Source organism: Vogesella perlucida (assembly GCF_979366545.1).
The window spans coordinates 177,166-192,608 of record NZ_CEETRO010000008.1; the positions used below are offsets into that span (position 1 = coordinate 177,166).

13 protein-coding genes are annotated in these 15,443 nt (G+C 63.5%); 5 read left to right on the forward strand and 8 right to left on the reverse strand.

The genetic code is table 11. The features are described 5' to 3' along the window. Nucleotides 1-20 precede the first annotated feature (20 nt). The 4 genes from ACZ9XP_RS13120 to ACZ9XP_RS13135 are packed head-to-tail and all read left to right on the forward strand — an operon-like array spanning nt 21 to nt 4,750. Nucleotides 21-1,583: a leucyl aminopeptidase gene (locus tag ACZ9XP_RS13120; RefSeq protein WP_147687918.1), complete on the forward strand. Its 1,563-nt coding sequence runs from the start codon at nt 21-23 to the stop codon at nt 1,581-1,583. Beyond that, a complete protein-coding gene (locus ACZ9XP_RS13125; RefSeq protein WP_147687919.1) occupies nt 1,570-1,995 on the forward strand; it encodes a DNA polymerase III subunit chi in 426 nt (141 codons plus the stop codon). The genes ACZ9XP_RS13120 and ACZ9XP_RS13125 overlap by 14 nt, the downstream gene beginning before the upstream one ends. Then, a complete protein-coding gene (locus tag ACZ9XP_RS13130; protein WP_147687920.1) occupies nt 1,992-4,196 on the forward strand; it encodes a hypothetical protein in 2,205 nt (734 codons plus the stop codon). Before ACZ9XP_RS13125 ends, ACZ9XP_RS13130 begins: the two co-directional genes overlap by 4 nt. Next, a complete protein-coding gene (locus ACZ9XP_RS13135) occupies nt 4,196-4,750 on the forward strand; it encodes a cob(I)yrinic acid a,c-diamide adenosyltransferase (protein ID WP_147687921.1) in 555 nt (184 codons plus the stop codon). Before ACZ9XP_RS13130 ends, ACZ9XP_RS13135 begins: the two co-directional genes overlap by 1 nt. A gap of 67 nt (nt 4,751-4,817) precedes the next feature. Here ACZ9XP_RS13135 and ACZ9XP_RS13140 read toward each other — a convergent pair whose 3' ends face one another. Then, a complete protein-coding gene (locus ACZ9XP_RS13140; RefSeq protein WP_170253717.1) occupies nt 4,818-6,005 on the reverse strand; it encodes an EAL domain-containing response regulator in 1,188 nt (395 codons plus the stop codon). Between the two features lie 135 nt (nt 6,006-6,140). Here ACZ9XP_RS13140 and ACZ9XP_RS13145 point away from each other — a divergent pair, with 135 nt between their 5' ends. Further along, nucleotides 6,141-6,683, forward strand: a complete 543-nt coding sequence (locus ACZ9XP_RS13145; protein ID WP_147687923.1) for a hypothetical protein — start codon at nt 6,141-6,143, stop codon at nt 6,681-6,683. Between the two features lie 92 nt (nt 6,684-6,775). On the opposite strand, the gene ACZ9XP_RS13150 is transcribed toward ACZ9XP_RS13145, so the two are convergent. The 7 genes from ACZ9XP_RS13150 to trkA form a co-directional block, all read right to left on the reverse strand. Next, complete coding sequence (locus ACZ9XP_RS13150) at nt 6,776-7,894, reverse strand: PrpF domain-containing protein (RefSeq protein ID WP_147687924.1); 1,119 nt, start codon at nt 7,892-7,894, stop codon at nt 6,776-6,778. Continuing rightward, nucleotides 7,891-9,117 carry a multifunctional CCA addition/repair protein gene (locus ACZ9XP_RS13155; protein WP_147687925.1) on the reverse strand — a complete coding sequence of 409 codons (1,227 nt, stop codon included), beginning with the start codon at nt 9,115-9,117 and terminating at the stop codon, nt 7,891-7,893. The genes ACZ9XP_RS13150 and ACZ9XP_RS13155 overlap by 4 nt, the downstream gene beginning before the upstream one ends. Further along, nucleotides 9,114-10,055, reverse strand: a complete 942-nt coding sequence (locus ACZ9XP_RS13160; protein ID WP_147687926.1) for a complex I NDUFA9 subunit family protein — start codon at nt 10,053-10,055, stop codon at nt 9,114-9,116. The genes ACZ9XP_RS13155 and ACZ9XP_RS13160 overlap by 4 nt, the downstream gene beginning before the upstream one ends. A gap of 68 nt (nt 10,056-10,123) precedes the next feature. Further along, nucleotides 10,124-11,953 (reverse strand): lytic transglycosylase domain-containing protein, encoded by a 1,830-nt coding sequence (locus ACZ9XP_RS13165; protein ID WP_465188567.1) that lies wholly within the window; start codon nt 11,951-11,953, stop codon nt 10,124-10,126. A gap of 2 nt (nt 11,954-11,955) precedes the next feature. Then, nucleotides 11,956-13,410, reverse strand: coding sequence for a TrkH family potassium uptake protein (locus ACZ9XP_RS13170; protein WP_147687928.1), 1,455 nt, complete (start codon nt 13,408-13,410; stop codon nt 11,956-11,958). After that, nucleotides 13,407-13,799, reverse strand: a complete 393-nt coding sequence (gene gloA2 / locus ACZ9XP_RS13175) for an SMU1112c/YaeR family gloxylase I-like metalloprotein (RefSeq protein ID WP_206211369.1) — start codon at nt 13,797-13,799, stop codon at nt 13,407-13,409. The genes ACZ9XP_RS13170 and gloA2 overlap by 4 nt, the downstream gene beginning before the upstream one ends. Nucleotides 13,800-13,801: 2 nt before the next feature. Further along, entirely contained in the window at nt 13,802-15,172 is a 1,371-nt protein-coding gene (gene trkA / locus ACZ9XP_RS13180) for a Trk system potassium transporter TrkA (protein WP_147687929.1), read from the reverse strand. Nucleotides 15,173-15,443 lie beyond the last annotated feature (271 nt).

Genomic DNA, 15,443 nt, shown 5'->3' on the forward strand with positions numbered 1-15,443 from the left:
CACACATGGTGGAGCGTTGCATGGAGTTTAACATTAAAAGCGGAAGCCCGGAAAAACAGCGCGTAGCCTGCGTTGTGGTCGGTGTTTACGAAACCCGCAAGCTGTCTTTTGCTGCCGACCTGCTTGACCGCATCTCGAACGGCTTCATTACCGATGTGCTCAAACGTGGCGACATGGATGGCAAACTGGGTACGACCCTGATCCTGCATTCCATCCCGCATACCCTGTGTGATCGTGTCATGCTGGTTGGCCTGGGCAAGGAGCGCGATTTCCGCGCCAAAGAATACCGTGAAGCCATCCGTGCTTCGGTCAAGGCCCTGGCCGCGACCCAGTCCAATGAAGTGGTGAGCTATTTGTCCGAGCTGCACGTGAAGAAACACGATGTAGAGTGGATGGTAGAGCAGGCCACCGTGGTCACGCTGGACACCTTGTACCGTTTTGACAAGTTCAAATCGCGCCTGGACGAAGTGCGCGAGCCACGCAAGATGACCCTGGCTGTACCGCGCCGCAGCGACCTCACCGATGGCGAACGCGGCCAACAGCGTGGCCAGGCTATTGCCGCCGGCATGAAGCTGGCCAAGGACCTGGCCAATGCTCCCGGCAATATCTGCACCCCGGTTTACCTGGCCGAAGCCGCGCGCGACATGGCACTGGCCTTTGGCGCCGAAGCCGAAGTGATGGGCCCGGCCGAGCTGGACGCACTGAAGATGCACTCCTTCTTGTCCGTTGCCAAAGGCAGTGACGAAGAAGCCCGTTTCGTGGTGCTCAAACACTTTGGTGCCAAAGACAAGAACGACCGTCCCATCGTGCTGGTAGGCAAAGGCCTGACTTTTGACTCCGGCGGTATTTCGCTGAAGCCGGGCGAAGGCATGGACGAAATGAAGTACGACATGGGCGGTGCCGCAGCAGTGATCGGCGCTTTCCGTGCGGCGGTGGAAATGAAGCTGCCACTGAACCTGATCTGTGTCGTGGCGACCTGCGAAAACATGCCGTCCGGCCGTGCGCTGAAGCCGGGTGATATCGTGACCTCCATGTCCGGCCAGACCATCGAAGTGCTGAACACCGACGCAGAAGGCCGCCTGGTACTGTGCGACGCGCTGACTTACGTCGAGCGTTTCAACCCGGCTACCGTGGTAGACGTCGCCACGCTGACTGGCGCCTGCGTCGTGGCGCTGGGCCACGTGGCGACCGGCTTGTACAGTAACCAGGACAGCCTGGCCAAAGAACTGTGGGCCGCCGGCGAAGAAGTAGGCGACCGCGCCTGGCACATGCCGTTGTGGGACGAATACCAGGAGCTGCTGAAGAGCCCGTTCGCCGACATGGCCAACATCGGTGGTCGTGCTGGTGGCAGCGTGAGCGCCGCCTGCTTCCTGTCACGTTTTGCCAAGGCCTACGACTGGGCCCACCTGGATATCGCCGGTACCGCCTGGCGTGGTGGCAAGGACAAGGGGGCTACTGGCCGCCCGGTACCAATGCTGGTGCAGTTCCTGCAAGACCGTGCCGACATCGCGCTGGGTAACGTGGTTCGCCGCGGCCGCCCACGTCGCGAAGTGGTAGAAACGACCGAAGATGACGCGGATTGATTTTTATACAGGTGTCGCCAGCGTGCAGGCCTTTGCCTGCCGCGCGGCACAAACTGTATACCGCAAGGAAGAACGGCTGCTGGTCATTCTTCCTGACGACCAGGCGCTGCAGGCTTTCAGCCGGGCGCTTTGGTCTTTTGGTGATACCAGCTTTATCGCGCATTGCGAATGGCAAGCGCCAGAGGCGGCCTCGTCGCGTATCTGGCTAGCCACCCATTTCGATGTGCCAGCCGGGCCCACGGTACTACTGAACCTGGGCGAAAAAATGCCTGCCAAGCCGGCGACATTTTCCCGTATTCTGGAGGTGGTTAGCCAGGATGAGGCTTCTAGGGCCGTGGCGCGTACGCGCTACCGCGCCTACCTCGACCAAGGCTTTGATATTCACCATCACGACATGAGTGATGCCGCATGACAAACCCTACCCCCGACCATACCTGGAACCCGCAAGACCTGCCCGTATTGACCGACGTGGTGGATGTCGAAGCGATCCCGGTGCTGGACATTCCCGCCTACGATTTCTCTGCCGAGCTCGACGCATTGGCGCGTGTTTTACCCGACGAAACACAGCCGGAACTGACCCTGCCGGACGAGCTGTCGCTCGACGATGTACTGGGTGAAGAGGCAAGTGATAGCGAGCGAGCCAGCCTGAACGCCAGCCAGCTGATAGAGCGCCTGCCGTCGCTGGATCTGGAAGTCGACCTGCCTGCCGAGCTGTCGCTGGACGACGTTTTGCCCGGCCTGGATTACGGCCGGGGTGACCCGTCCTTGTCTGGCACCGTTGCACCCCAGCACGCGCCTGACGACTTTGCTTTCGAGCTGGAAGACAAGCCGGACACGCCAGCAGCGGCCAATCCGGGCGGTGAGCATGGCTTGGGGGCGTTGTTTGCCAGAGCGACATTCGAACCGGTCACGCAGGCCAGCCCTGAGCCCGCTACCGATCTGGCCGTTGCCGAGGCCAACCCGCTGCAAGCAGACCAGGTGTCGCTAGACCAGTTTGCCGCGCAGCTGGATGACTTTGACGAGCCGGCAGACCTGCCAGAGCTGCCGCTGGATGCTTTTCTCAGCAAGGCTGACGATACGGCAGCGCCGCAGGCAGAAGTTTTTGTGGCCGAATCGACTGAAGACGAGTGGGCCGGTACCTGGGAGCCGCCAACCGCACCCGCGCCCGAGCTGGCGCAGCTGAATGGCATAACCGAGCTTGACGAAGCGCACCAGACACCCGAACAGGCCAGCCATGACGTGCCGGTACTGATGGATACCCAGTGGGATGCCATCCTGCCGGAGTCTGCCGTCACGCCGGATGCGGCCGAGCACGCCAGCTTGGATGTTGCGCCAGCCCATGCCGACCCGGTCACGGCGTTTGAAGCGTTGCCCTGGGACGTGCCTGACGAGCCTGTTGCGGCGCCAGCGCCAAGCCTTGCCATGTCGATAGACGACATCCTGGCGGGTCTGCAGCCGGTAGTGGCACCGCCGGTATCGCCGCAGACCGCTGAGCCTGCTGCAGAGACGCGAGAGGCCGAAACGGTAGCTGACGCCTGGCAGCCTCCCCCGCTTGCCACGGTGGAGCCGGCATGGCGCGATGAACCCGTTGCCCCGGTGGCCGCGGTCGACGAGCCCGTACCCGAGCCCGTGACGTTTGTTGCGGTGGAGGCAGCGCCGGACGTGGTGGTGCAGGAAGCGCGCGAAGCCGAGCCTATCGCCACGGTGGCCGTAGCGCAGACACCGCTCGATGCGGCGCTTGCCACGCCTGAAAGCGCGCCACTGGTGTCTGCAGCACTGCCAACCCCGCCCGAGCAAGATGCCCCTCAAGGGCGTGCCGTTGAACCCGTGCCCGCCTGGTTGCAAGCTGCACAGCCAGCGTTGGCCGCAGTGGCGCAGGACGAGCCTGTAGCGCCCGCGCCGCCAGTGGCTGCTGCTACCGATGGCGTCCAGAGCATTTCGCTGGATAGCCTGCCCATGGGGGTGTTGGGCGGTGGTCTGGGCCTGGCCACGGCAGCCGTATCGCCTGCTGCCATACTGGGCGAACCCGCGGCCAAGCTGCCGGGTGGTGATTGGCCGCTGGCCAATACCGGCTTTCATGCCGGGGATAAAGAAGTCGAGCTGGCCTGGGCGCGCGACCTGGGGGCCGAGCCGCCGCTAGACCTGGACCAGCTGCCGCTTGCCGCGGAACCTGCGCCTGCGCAGCCTGTCATCGCTGAAATCATTCGTGTACGCCGGCAGCCCGCGCAGGCAGAGACTTTGGCCACCGAGGCCGCTCCGCCCGCGCAGGCGCAACCCGTGCCGGTGCCGGTGCTGTCGGAAGACGATATTCATATCGAAGCGGTCAGCCAGGCCATGCCCGCGCAAGCCAGCCCGGTGGCAGCCGCTCCTGGGGTAATGGCAGGGCTGGATGAAGATGCGCTGATCGAGGCACTTTACGCCCGCGTGCTGCCACGCATGAAAGTGGAGCTCACGCTGTGGATGCAGGACGCGCTGGAGCAGCAGGCCAAGCAGCTGATGGCCGGCGTGATGAAGCAGTTGAAAGAAGATTTTGACATGATGCTGGCCGAGTCCCTGCGTGCCTCGCTACGCGAAGCGCTGGACGAAGCAGCCAGCCACCATAAGGAAGTTTGATGACTGACCGCCTGTCCAGCATTGTCACCCGCGGTGGCGATGCAGGTACCACCGGCCTCGGGGATGGTAGCCGGGTTTCCAAGAATGCCGACCGAATTCATGCCCTGGGTGATGTGGACGAGCTGAATTGCATTATCGGTTTATTGCGTTGCGAGAGCTTGCCCGATGGCATCGATGCCTTTTTGGCCGAGGTGCAGCACGACCTGTTCGACCTGGGCTCCGAGCTGGCAGTCCCGGGCTACCAGGCATTGCAAGCGGCTCAGCTGGCCATGCTGGAGCAGTATGCAGAGCAATGGAATGCCGCGCTGCCGCCACTGAAGGAATTCATTCTCCCTGGGGGCTGTCGTGCCGCTGCCGTCGCGCACCAGGGCCGTGCGGTATGCCGCCGGGCCGAGCGCAGTGTGGTGGCGCTGGGCGAGTTTGATGCCATGCCGCCGTTGCCACGCCAGTACCTGAACCGTCTTTCTGACGTGCTGTTCATTTTGTCGCGCCATTTGAATGTGGCGGCCGGTGTGCCGGATGTGCTGTGGCAGCCCAGACGGGTAGCCGGCTAATCGCCACTCCCCCCATAAACGGCCTGCGGGCCGTTTTTTCGTGTGGTCGGTCAGGCGCGTGGCTGCTTCAGGCGCTGGCTGGCCGGCTGTTGGCGTAGCCCAGATGGGACGAAAGCTCGCTGGAGGCCACCGGGCGCCCAAGGTAAAAGCCCTGCAGCTCCAGTTCGGGGTAGCGCCCTTGCAGGTAAGCCAAGTCGTGCGGGTTGTCTATGCCCTCTGCCACCATGCGCAGTTTCAGCTGCTGTCCTATCTGGATGATGCCGTCCAGGATGCTCTGTGTACGGTGTGCCTGATGGATGCTTTTGATCAGTGTACGGTCCAGTTTCAGCTCGGTAATCGGCAAGTCTTTTAGCTGCTCCAGGTTGGTGTGCCCGGCGCCGAAATCATCTAGTGACAGCTCGAAACCGCGTAAGCGCAGGCGTAGCAAGGCCGCCAGGGTATTGCCCAGGTTGCTGAAGGCCATGGTTTCGGTAATTTCCAGCACGATCTGGCGTGGCGGTATCCGCCTTTCTTCCACCTCTTTGATCAGCCAGTCGAAAAAATCGGCGTCATCCAGTAAGCCGCGGGACAGGTTGATCGATAGCCGCAGGTCTTGTGCCCAGGGGTTGCGCGTCAGCAAGTCCAGGCTGGTTTGCACGATGCGCCGTGTGAGCAAGACGATAAACCCCTCGTGCTCCAGCCGGTCGATGAAGCTGGCTGGGCCCAGCAGGCCATAAGCCGGGTGCTGCCAGCGTGCCAGCGCTTCTACCTGTACTGCACGGTGCTGGCGCTGGTTGTAGATGGGCTGAAAGTGTGCACAAAACTGGTTGTGCGCCAGGCCGGTAAAAATCTCGGACAGCGGTATGGCCTGCTCGTCTACGCCCGGGCTCTGTCTGCGTAGCAGCAGCTGTTGAACCTCTTGCAGCAGCGTATCGATCTCGATTGGCTTGGCCAGGTAAGCAATATTGGCAAAGCCCAGCTCTTCGGCAGCGCGCATGCAGTTGGACAGCAGCTCGGGCACATGGCCGCTCAGTAGCAGCAGTGAAGGCAAGTGGACGTGGCGGGATAGCTGCTGCATCAACTCAATGCCGTCCATGCCCGGCATATTGATATCGGTGATGACCAGGTCCAGCTGCTCCAGCTGGCGCGCCAGTTGCGCAGCCCAGCGGCCATCTGATGCCTCATGTACCTCAACGTCTGGCAGTGTGCGGCACAGCGCGGCCAGTGCCTCGCGCTGGCTGGTACTGTCTTCGGCAATGAGGATATGGCAAGGCATGGCAGTCCCCTGTATTGATGCATCTAGTATAAGCATCAGCCATTGAAATTCACATACATTCTATATGCATGCCTTTGTTTTGGCGGCCGGTTCGGCACTTATGGCACAATGGCAGCCGTTCAAGAAAGGCAAAACATGAAGAAACAGGCCATTCAGCAGGCTATCGACCAGGCCCTGGCGCAGGGTAAAAGCAAGCAGACAATCTATAGCGAGTTGCAAGCCAGTGCGGCCAACCCCGGCCAGCTGGCTTATTTGCTGGCGGCTACGGCTACCCCGGCAAGGCGGCAGCAGCATCAGGTGAAAAACCACACGCTGATTGCCGTGATGATGGGGTTTTCCTTGCTGTCGCTAGGGGTGGGCTACCAGAGTGGCCAGCTATTGGGCGGGCAGAGTAGCGTGTGGATGGCACTGTTTTCTGCGCTGGTGCCGGCGGCTTTTGCGGCAGGTTTTTCACGCTGGATCGCGGCGGCGTTTAATGTGTACATCCTCTATGCGCTTATCCAGATCCCGCAGTTGGTGTCGCAGCTGCCAAACGGCGGCTGGGCGGTGGTGCAGGGGGCGATGACCTTGCTGACCTTGCTGCTGACCTGGCATGTGCGTAGCCTGGCGTTCCCCGACTTTAATCCCATGGCCATGCCACGGCGGGACGCCCAGGGCCAGTTTGTGTTCCGCGACTAGCCTGCTTACGCCGTGTCGCTGTCCGGTGTGGCAGCCTTGGCAAAAAGCCCCTGTGCCTGCCCGTGCACAGGGTTTTTCATGAAGCAGCTTGTTTAAGGCTGCCGGGGGATATACAGCGTACCCTGCATTAGCGGCCGGGCGTGGCGGGTCATGGCGACTTCTTCTACCTTCCAGCTGCGGCCGTGGCGCTGCATGATGGCTTCCAGTGTCTGGCTGCCGCTGGCGTGGGCAAAGGTGAAAGGTTGGCCGCGTACCGGCGCGCCGCACAGCTCGGCCGCCAGGGTGTGCTTGATGGCCGCTGCCGCCGCCAGCGCAATGGCACCGGTGCCGGTATAGGCGTGGTGCAAGCGGCCCATGGACACGATGCGGGCGGTCAGGGCGTGGCCGGGCTGGCTGGCCGGGGACAGAAAGCTGATTTTGGGCGTGGCCGGGCGTTCGCGGTGGATAGTGTCGGCGTCTGGCCCCAGCTTCATCATCACCGCACCGGCGCAGCGCGCCCATTCCAGCTTTTGCTGTTGCTCTGCGCTCAGGGCGTGGCCGGTTTCGTCGCCGCGCAGGCCCAGGTCGGCTGCGCGTACAAATACTGTAGGGTTGCCGGCGTCGATCAGCGTGGCCTCCAGCGTACTGCCGTCCGGCAGGGGGAGGGTGTCGCGTGGGCGGCCGGTAGGAAACAGCTTGCCGCTGGCTCCGCCGGCGGGGTCCAGAAAGCGCACGCGGATGGCGGCGGCGGGGAAGGCGATGCCATCCAGGTGGTAGTCGCCCCACCAGACCGGCAGGCCGTCCTGCATATGCAGCTCGGCGATGATCTTTTTACCGATATTGGCTTGCCAGATATGTACGGCTACCGGGCCGTTGGCCGGGGCACCGGCCACCATGTGCTGCATCAGGGCAAAAACCGGTACGGCAGCGCTAAGGTTGCCGCAGTTGCCGGACCAGTCCACCAGCCCGTCGGCGATGGCAACATGGCCGAACAGGTAGTCCACATGGCAGCCAGGCTGTTGTGACGGGCCGATGATGACGATCTTGCTGGTGCTGGAAATGCCGGTACCCAAGCCGTCCAGCTGGCTGCCGTACGGGTCCGGGCTACCCAGTGCGCGCACCAGTAGGGCCTGTACCTGTGCCGGGTTGTCGGGTAGTTGGTCGGCACGAAAGAACAAGCCCTTGCTAGTGCCGCCACGCATCAGGGTGGCGGGTAAAGTGGTGAAGTTCATGCGGGGTGAGGGTAGGTTTTTTTGGCCTGGGTGATGGCGGCCACACGGGCGGCATCTACCGCTTGGGCGATGTTTTTCTTGTCGGCGCAAGCTTGTGCCACCGCACCGGCGTCTACTGCCTGCGCGGCGGCCAGCATGGCGGCCAGGTAGCCAGCTTGCGGGTAATCGCACTGCTCGAAATGCAGGCGGCCGCGAGCGTCGGCCAGGCAGGCGGCCAGCATCTGGGCAAAGCGTTCGGGGCGGCGCAGGGCATCGCAGTCGCGCAATAGGCCCAGTACGGTGTCCGGGCGTAGCTGGAAGGCAATATGGACCTTGGTGTGGTACAGCGCGGTGATGCGCGCCAGGTCGCGGCACTCGGCCGGTACGCGCAGCCTGTCGCACAGCGCCAGCAGCGGGGCCTCGCCACGCGGCTCGTGGCCGATATGGCGCGGCAGGATGTCGGCTGGGGTGCGCGCTTTGCCCAGGTCGTGCATCAGCGCGGCAAAGCGCACCGGCAGCGGCTGGTTCTGGCTGGCGCTGTAGTCCAGCACCCGCATGACGTGGTCGCCGGTGTCGATTTCCGGGTGGTAGTCGGCGCGTTGCGGCACACCGAACAGCGCGTCTACCTCGGGCAGCAAGCGGGCCAGCGCGCCACAGTCACGTAACACCAGCAGCATGCGCGACGGGGTGTCGGTCATCAGGCCCTTGGCCAGCTCTTGCCACACGCGCTCGGCCACCAGCGCGTCCACCTCGCCGTTGGCCACCATCTGCTGCATCAGGGCTTGCGTTTCTGGCGCCACGGCAAAGCCGAAGCGGGCGGCAAAGCGCGCCAGACGCAGGATGCGCACCGGGTCCTCGGCAAAAGCCGGGCTCACATGGCGCAGCACGCCGGCTTGTGCGTCGGCCACGCCGCCGTAGGGGTCGATCAGCGTGCCGTCGTCGTCCTGGGCAATGGCGTTCACCGTGAGGTCGCGGCGTATCAGGTCCTCTTCCAGCGTGACATCCGGCGCGGCATGGAAGGTAAAGCCGTGGTAGCCGCGGCCAACCTTGCGCTCGGTACGCGCCAGCGCGTACTCCTCATGTGTATGCGGGTGCAGGAACACCGGAAAGTCTTTGCCTACCGGCTTGAAGCCCTGCGCCAGCATGGCTTCCGGCGTGGCGCCTACCACCACCCAGTCGCGGTCTTTTACCGGCAGGCCCAGCAGGCGGTCGCGCACAGCGCCGCCAACGATGTAGCACTTCATTCGCGGGCTGCCTTGGCGCGGTAGCGGTCCAGTGTCAGGTTGCACTCTTGCTGGCCCAGGTAGAACGGGGCTACCGCTTCCAGTGCTGTAGGAGCAAAACCCAGCAGTGCGGCGGGGAAGGGCTGGTCGCTGACGTTATCTACCCGCAGCGAGCGCACATTGTCGACGCTCAGCAGCGCGGGGCCGGGCAGCAGGCCCAGCAGCGTGGCTTGCAGCATGGCTGCCCATTCCGGCAGGCTGATAATGGTGCGCGGGTGGCCGGACAGGTTGGCCGCATAGGCGACCAGCTGGCGCAGCGTGTACGTGCCGGGGCCGGCCAGATCCAGCTTGTGGCCAATGGTGGCCGGGCGCGCCAGGCAGGCGGCCACGGCGCGGGCGACGTCGTCCACCCACACCGGGGCAAAGCGGGTGTCGGCACCGCCAATCGGTAGCAATGGCGCGGTGGCGGCCAGTTTGGCAAACATGTTCAGAAAATTGTCGCCGGCACCAAAAATGACCGACGGGCGCAGGATGGTGTAGTCCAGCCCGCTGGCCTCGATCAGGCGCTCGGCCTTGCCTTTGGTTTGCTGGTAGTCGCTGGGGGCCTGCTCGCTGGCGCCCAGTGCGCTGATGTGCACCAGGCGGCGAATGCCGGTGCTGTGGCAGGCACTGAGGATTTTTTCGACCAGTTGCACGTGGGCGTGCTCGAATGCAGCGCGGCTGCCGTGCAGGATACCTACCATGCTGATTACGGCGTCGTGGCCGGCCAGCAGTGCGGCCAACTGTTGTGGCTCATGTACATTGCACTCGCGCAGCTCGGCTTGCGGCAGCTGAATCAGCGTGGCCTTGTGGCGCTCGCGGTTGCGGGTAGCCAGCGTGAGCGCATGGCCTGCACGGGTGAGGTGTTCTGCGATGTGGCTGCCGACGAAACCGGCACCGCCGATAATGGCTATTCTCATGTTCCACTCCCTGGTGATGGCGGCAGGCGGGCTCAAGGGGCCCGCCTGTCTTGGCTTGCTGTCGCGGCCTAGCGCGGTGGTATGGTGCCCAGGCGGGCTTTCAGTGTGGCGTTATCCTGGCGGAATGCGCCGGCATAATACACCGCGTTGGCCATAACCTTCTGTACGTAGTCACGCGTTTCGTTAAACGGGATGCTTTCGGTGTAGATGGCACCCTCTAGCGGGCGGGCGGCTTGCCAGCCGCGTGCCCGGCCAGGCCCTGCATTATAGGCGGCGGTGGCCAGCACCGGCTGGCTCTGCAGGGTGTCCAGTACGTGGCGCAAATACCAGGTGCCCAGGCGGATATTGTCGTCGATGCCGTTGATCTCGTAGCCGGGCAGGCCCATCTTGCCGGCCACCCATTTGGCTGTGGCGGGCATCAGCTGCATCAGGCCGCTGGCGCCTACACCGGAGCGCGCCACGTTCAGAAAGCGGCTTTCCTGGCGCATCAGGCCGTATACCCAGGCTTCGTCGATATCCAGCTGCCGTGCGTAGCTGCGCGTGGTGTCACGGTAGGGCGACAGGTAACGCAGGCTGAAATCGTGGCTTTCGCGGGTGCGCTCTGCCGCGTGGATGGCCATGTCGTACAGGCCACGCTGGCGGGCGATGTCGGCGGCGGCCAGTAATTGCAGGTCGCTGCGCTCGCGCAGGGCCCAGCGCCACACGCGGCGGCCTTCTTCGCGCCATTCGGCGCGGTTGCTGCGCTCGGCCAGCTCAAACAGGGCCAGCGCCTGGGCAATGCCGGGGTCTGCTGCTACCGTGCGGCTGGTGGCATCGTCTACCACCACGCGGGTCGGCGGGGCTTCCAGCGTCACGCCCAGCTCTTCTTTGGCCAGCAGCCCGTAGTAGCTGTGCTCAAAGCTGGTTTTTACAAAGACCGGCATGGCTTCTTGCAGGCGGCCCTGGGCTTTCATGGCACGGGCACGCCAGTATTGCCAGGCGGGTTTGGCTGCCAGGGGGGCGGGCATGGCCCGCGCGATCTGCTCTACCCGCGCCCAGTCTTCCAGGCGCAGGGCGGCGCGCAGCCACCATTCCCATTGTTCATCGTTAAGCTGGGCCGGGTCGGCCTGGGCGTAGGCGCCCAGGGCGGTGGGCATGTCCAGGCGGCGCGCCGCCAGCAGGCCCAGCTGGCCGTAGGCAAAGCCGCGTTGTGCGGCAGACAGCTGGCTGTTGCCGGCTAGCTGTGCCAGCGCACCGGCCAGGTCGCTCTTGCCGCGTGTGACCAGCGCCTGGGTTTGTTGCTCGGCACTGCCGGGGCGGAAGAAGCTGTCTTCCAGGTTGGTCGCCGTGGCCAGTCGGCGTGCTGTGGTGGTGAAGTTGCCGGCAATCAGCTGACGCAGCCGCGCCTGGGTCTGGGCGCTATCCAGCAGGCCGCGTGCCGCCTGGGCATCGATCAGCCGGTTGCAGCCATCGGCCAGGTTACCGGCCAGGTAGCTGCGGTCGGGCTTGATGCTTTGCTGCTTTTGCAGGGTGGCCAGGCTGACAAAGCACACGGTTTCGGCGTCGCGGGCATTGTCGGCCAGTACCGGGGCGGTTTTGAGCAGGTCGTCCCATTGGCCGCGGCGGCCCATGTCCTCCAGGAGTTCGTTAAGCGTGCGCTCCACCAGGTAGCCGCTGCGGTAGCGGTTCACAAACTGGCGGGCGGGGTTGCTGTCGCCACTTTCCAGTGTCTTCAGGCCCAGCCAGTAGGCCGGGTAGGCATCCAGCAGGCCTTTGTCGGCCTGGTTGACCAGGCTGGCCAGCGTGGCGGTATCGCCTTTGCGGTAGGCTTCGCGTGCGTCGAGCAGCTGGCTGTCGCCCAGCGCGTGGCTCAGTAGCGGAATCAGGGCGAAACCCAGCAGGGAGTAGCGTTTTTGCATGGTCATTTTCGCCAGAAAGCAGGGGTAAACAGAATCAGGATGGAAAAAATCTCCAGCCGGCCCAGCAGCATGGCAAAGCTGCAGACCCAGGTCTGGAAGTTATCAAGCGCGGCGTAGTTGCCTGCCGGCCCTACCTGGCCCAGGCCCGGCCCCACATTGTTGATGCAGGCCAGAATGGCGGTGAAGGCGGTCAGGAAGTCCAGACCGCTGCCGATCAGGACAAAGCTCAGCAGTACCACACTCATGAAATACACAAAGATGAAACCCAGCACCGATAGCGCAATGCGCTCCGGGATGGTACGCCCGCCAATCACCAGTGGCAGGACTGCGCGCGGGTGCAGCAGGTTCCCCATTTCGCGGTAGCTTTGTTGGGTCAGCACCAGGGTGCGGATCATCTTGATGCCGCCACCGCACGAACCAGAGCTGACGGTAATGCAAGACAAGAACAGCATCCATAGCGGTGCCAGCAGGGGCCATTGCGCGTAGTCCACGCTGGCGTAGCCGGTATCGGTGGCGATGGATACCAGGTTGAACGCCACGTGGCGCAGCGCCGTGCCAAAGTCGTATACCCCTTGCTGCCACAGGTAGAGGCTGGTGAGCAGCACGCTGGCCGCCAGCAAGCCCAGCACATAGCGCGCTTCGATATCGTGCCAGTAGCTGCGTAGCGATTTGCGCTGCCACGCGGTAAAGTGTGTGGCAAAGTTCAGCGCCCCCAGCAGCATGAACACGATCAGGATGCTCTCGATCAGCAGCGAGTCAAAATAGCCCACGCTCTGGTCGTAGGTAGAAAAGCCGCCTAGCGCTACCGCAGTAAAGGCATGGCACAGTGCATCCAGCGGGGTCATGCCGGCCAGGTACAGGCACACAAAGCACACGACAGTCAGTGCACTGTACATATACCACAGGTTCTTGGCGGTCTGGCCGATGCGCGGTGCCAGCTTGGTTTCTTTCATCGGCCCCGGTATCTCGGCCTTGTACAGCTGCATGCCGCCAATGCCCAGCATGGGCAGCACCGCCACGGCCAGCACGATAATGCCCATGCCGCCCAGCCAGCTCAGAAAATGCCGCCAGAAGTTCATGGCCGGTGCCAGGTGTTCCAGCCCCTGCAACGTGGTGGCGCCGGTGGTGGTCAGCGCCGACATCGCTTCGAAAAACGCGTCGGTCACACTCAGATTGGGCATGTACAGCCACAGCGGCACGGCTGACATGGCGGTAAAACCCAGCCATAGCAGGGTGACCAGAATGAAGCCGTCACGCGGTTTGAGCTCGCGCTCGAAGCGGCGGGTGGCCAGCCAGCTACTGCTGCCTATCAGCAGCCCCGCGGCGGCAGAGTGCAGGAAATGGCGCCAGGTGCCGTCCTCGAAATACCAGGACACGGCACAGGGCACCAGGAACATCACTGCCGATAGCAGGATGAGCTTGGACAGCACATGGATGATGGGCAGCAGCTTGTTCATGCCGGCACTTCGTACAGCTCGATCGGCAGGCCGTCCGGGTCGGCCAGGAAAGTAAAGCGGCGGTCGGTGTACTCGTCCACGCGTACCGGCTCGCAGGCCACACCCAGGCTAGCGAGGCGGGCGATGTCGGCGTCCAGGTCTGTTGTGGCCAGCGCCAGGTGGCGCAGGCCGCACGCCTCGGGGCGGGTGGGGCGCGCTGGCGGGTTGGGGAAGCTGAACAGCTCGATCTCGCAGCCATCCGGCAGCGCCAGGTTCAGCTTCCACGAGTCGCGCTCGGTACGGTAGTGCTCGGATACCAGGGTGAAGCCCAGGGTATGCAGATAGAAGTCGCGCGAGCGCGCATAGTTGGCCGCAATAATGGCCACGTGGTGAATGCCGCGTATGGACATGGCTAGAAGAACCCCAGTTTTACTTGCGTCAGTTTTTCGATTTGTTTTACGCGGTGGCGGCCGTGCACAAAGATGATCAGGTGGTCTTCTGCCTGCAGCACGGTATCGTGGTGTGCCATCAGTACCTGGCCGTCGCGCAGGAGGGCGCAGATATTGCAGCCACGCGGCAGGTCCAGTGCATCGATGCGGCGGCCAACCATACGCGAATTGTGGCTGTCGCCGTGGATGATCACTTCCAGCACTTCGGCACGGCCACGGCGTACCGGGTGCGCCGCCACCACGTCGCCACGGCGCAGGTGTGCCAGGATGGAGCCGATGGTGGACAGGTAGGGCGAGATGACAATATCGATGCGGTTGCCTTCCAGCAGGTCGACATAGCTGGCGCGGTTTACCAGCGCCATCACGCGGCGGGCGCCCATGCGCTTGGCCAGCAGCGTGGACATCAGGTTGTCTTCGTCGTCGTTGGTCAGCGCGCAGAAAGCGTCCATCTCGTCGATGTTTTCTTCTTCCAGCAGCGCCTCGTCGGTGGCCTCGCCGTGCAGCACCAGCGCATGCGGCAGGTTTTCGGCCAACCAGCGCGCCCGTTCGGCGCGGTATTCGATGATCTTCACTTCGTAGTCGTCGGCCAGCAGCCCGGCCAGGCGGTAGCCGATATTGCCACCGCCGGCAATCATCACCCGTTTGACGGCTTTTTCAGTGGGCCGCAGTTCGGCCAGCATGGTGGGGATGTCGGCGCGCGCGGCCACAAAAAACACCTCGTCGCCCTCCTGGATCACTGTGCTGCCATCGGGCTGCACCAGGCGGTCGTCGCGATAGATGGCGCAAATGCGGCAGTCGGTGTCCGGCATGTCTTCGCGCAGCTGGCGCAGCGGTTTGCCCAACAGTTTGCCGCCTTGCTGCGCGCGCGAGACCACCAGCTGGGCGCGGCCTTCGGCAAAGTCGATCACCTGTAGCGCACGCGGGTATTGCAGCAGGCGTTTCAGGTTTTGGGTAACGATCTGCTCCGGGCAGATGGCGTGCTCTACACCAAACTGCTCCAGCACTGGCAGGTCGCCGTCTACGTAGTCGGTAGCGCGGATGCGGGCAATGCGGGTGGGGATGTTGAAATGGCGCTGCGCCAGCGCACAGGCCAGCAGGTTGGTTTCGTCGCTACGCGTCAGCGCCAGCAGCATTTCGGCCTCGTCGGCACCGGCTTGGCGCAGTACGCCAGGCAGGGCGGCGTTGCCGGTAATGGTGCGGATATCCAGCCGTGCTTGCAGCACCTTCAGCAGGTTCGGGTCTTGGTCTACCACGGTGATGTCGTTACCTTCATCTACCAGGTTTTCGGCGACGCTGGCACCCACCTGGCCGCAGCCCAGGATCAGTATTTTCATGTGCAAGGATAGGCTGGCGGGCAGCCGGAATCGGGATGTCGGCTATTTTACGCTGTATCAAGCGTGCATATCGAGCCTGGCGGGCGGCTTTTGCCATGGGCAAAACGTACAAAGACAGGCCAGGGCGGGTGCTGGCCGCTAAGTCAATGATTCAAAAGGCCCGGCGAGCAGCAGGCGTATCAGGGTGGGCGGCTTGCCCAAAATGGTGAACCGGCACCAGTGCCCAAGCATATTGGATGTGAGCTGCATGGCATAATGCTGTGTTGCCGTG

Bases quoted from the DNA above. Each gene is read 5' to 3' on its own strand.
- ACZ9XP_RS13120 (WP_147687918.1), top strand. From the start codon at position 21: ATGGAGTTTAACATTAAAAGCGGAAGCCCGGAAAAACAGCGCGTAGCC.
- ACZ9XP_RS13125 (WP_147687919.1), top strand. From the start codon at position 1,570: ATGACGCGGATTGATTTTTATACAGGTGTCGCCAGCGTGCAGGCCTTT.
- ACZ9XP_RS13130 (WP_147687920.1), top strand. From the start codon at position 1,992: ATGACAAACCCTACCCCCGACCATACCTGGAACCCGCAAGACCTGCCC.
- ACZ9XP_RS13135 (WP_147687921.1), top strand. From the start codon at position 4,196: ATGACTGACCGCCTGTCCAGCATTGTCACCCGCGGTGGCGATGCAGGT.
- ACZ9XP_RS13140 (WP_170253717.1), bottom strand. From the start codon at position 6,005: ATGCCTTGCCATATCCTCATTGCCGAAGACAGTACCAGCCAGCGCGAG.
- ACZ9XP_RS13145 (WP_147687923.1), top strand. From the start codon at position 6,141: ATGAAGAAACAGGCCATTCAGCAGGCTATCGACCAGGCCCTGGCGCAG.
- ACZ9XP_RS13150 (WP_147687924.1), bottom strand. From the start codon at position 7,894: ATGAACTTCACCACTTTACCCGCCACCCTGATGCGTGGCGGCACTAGC.
- ACZ9XP_RS13155 (WP_147687925.1), bottom strand. From the start codon at position 9,117: ATGAAGTGCTACATCGTTGGCGGCGCTGTGCGCGACCGCCTGCTGGGC.
- ACZ9XP_RS13160 (WP_147687926.1), bottom strand. From the start codon at position 10,055: ATGAGAATAGCCATTATCGGCGGTGCCGGTTTCGTCGGCAGCCACATC.
- ACZ9XP_RS13165 (WP_465188567.1), bottom strand. From the start codon at position 11,953: ATGCAAAAACGCTACTCCCTGCTGGGTTTCGCCCTGATTCCGCTACTG.
- ACZ9XP_RS13170 (WP_147687928.1), bottom strand. From the start codon at position 13,410: ATGAACAAGCTGCTGCCCATCATCCATGTGCTGTCCAAGCTCATCCTG.
- gloA2 (WP_206211369.1), bottom strand. From the start codon at position 13,799: ATGTCCATACGCGGCATTCACCACGTGGCCATTATTGCGGCCAACTAT.
- trkA (WP_147687929.1), bottom strand. From the start codon at position 15,172: ATGAAAATACTGATCCTGGGCTGCGGCCAGGTGGGTGCCAGCGTCGCC.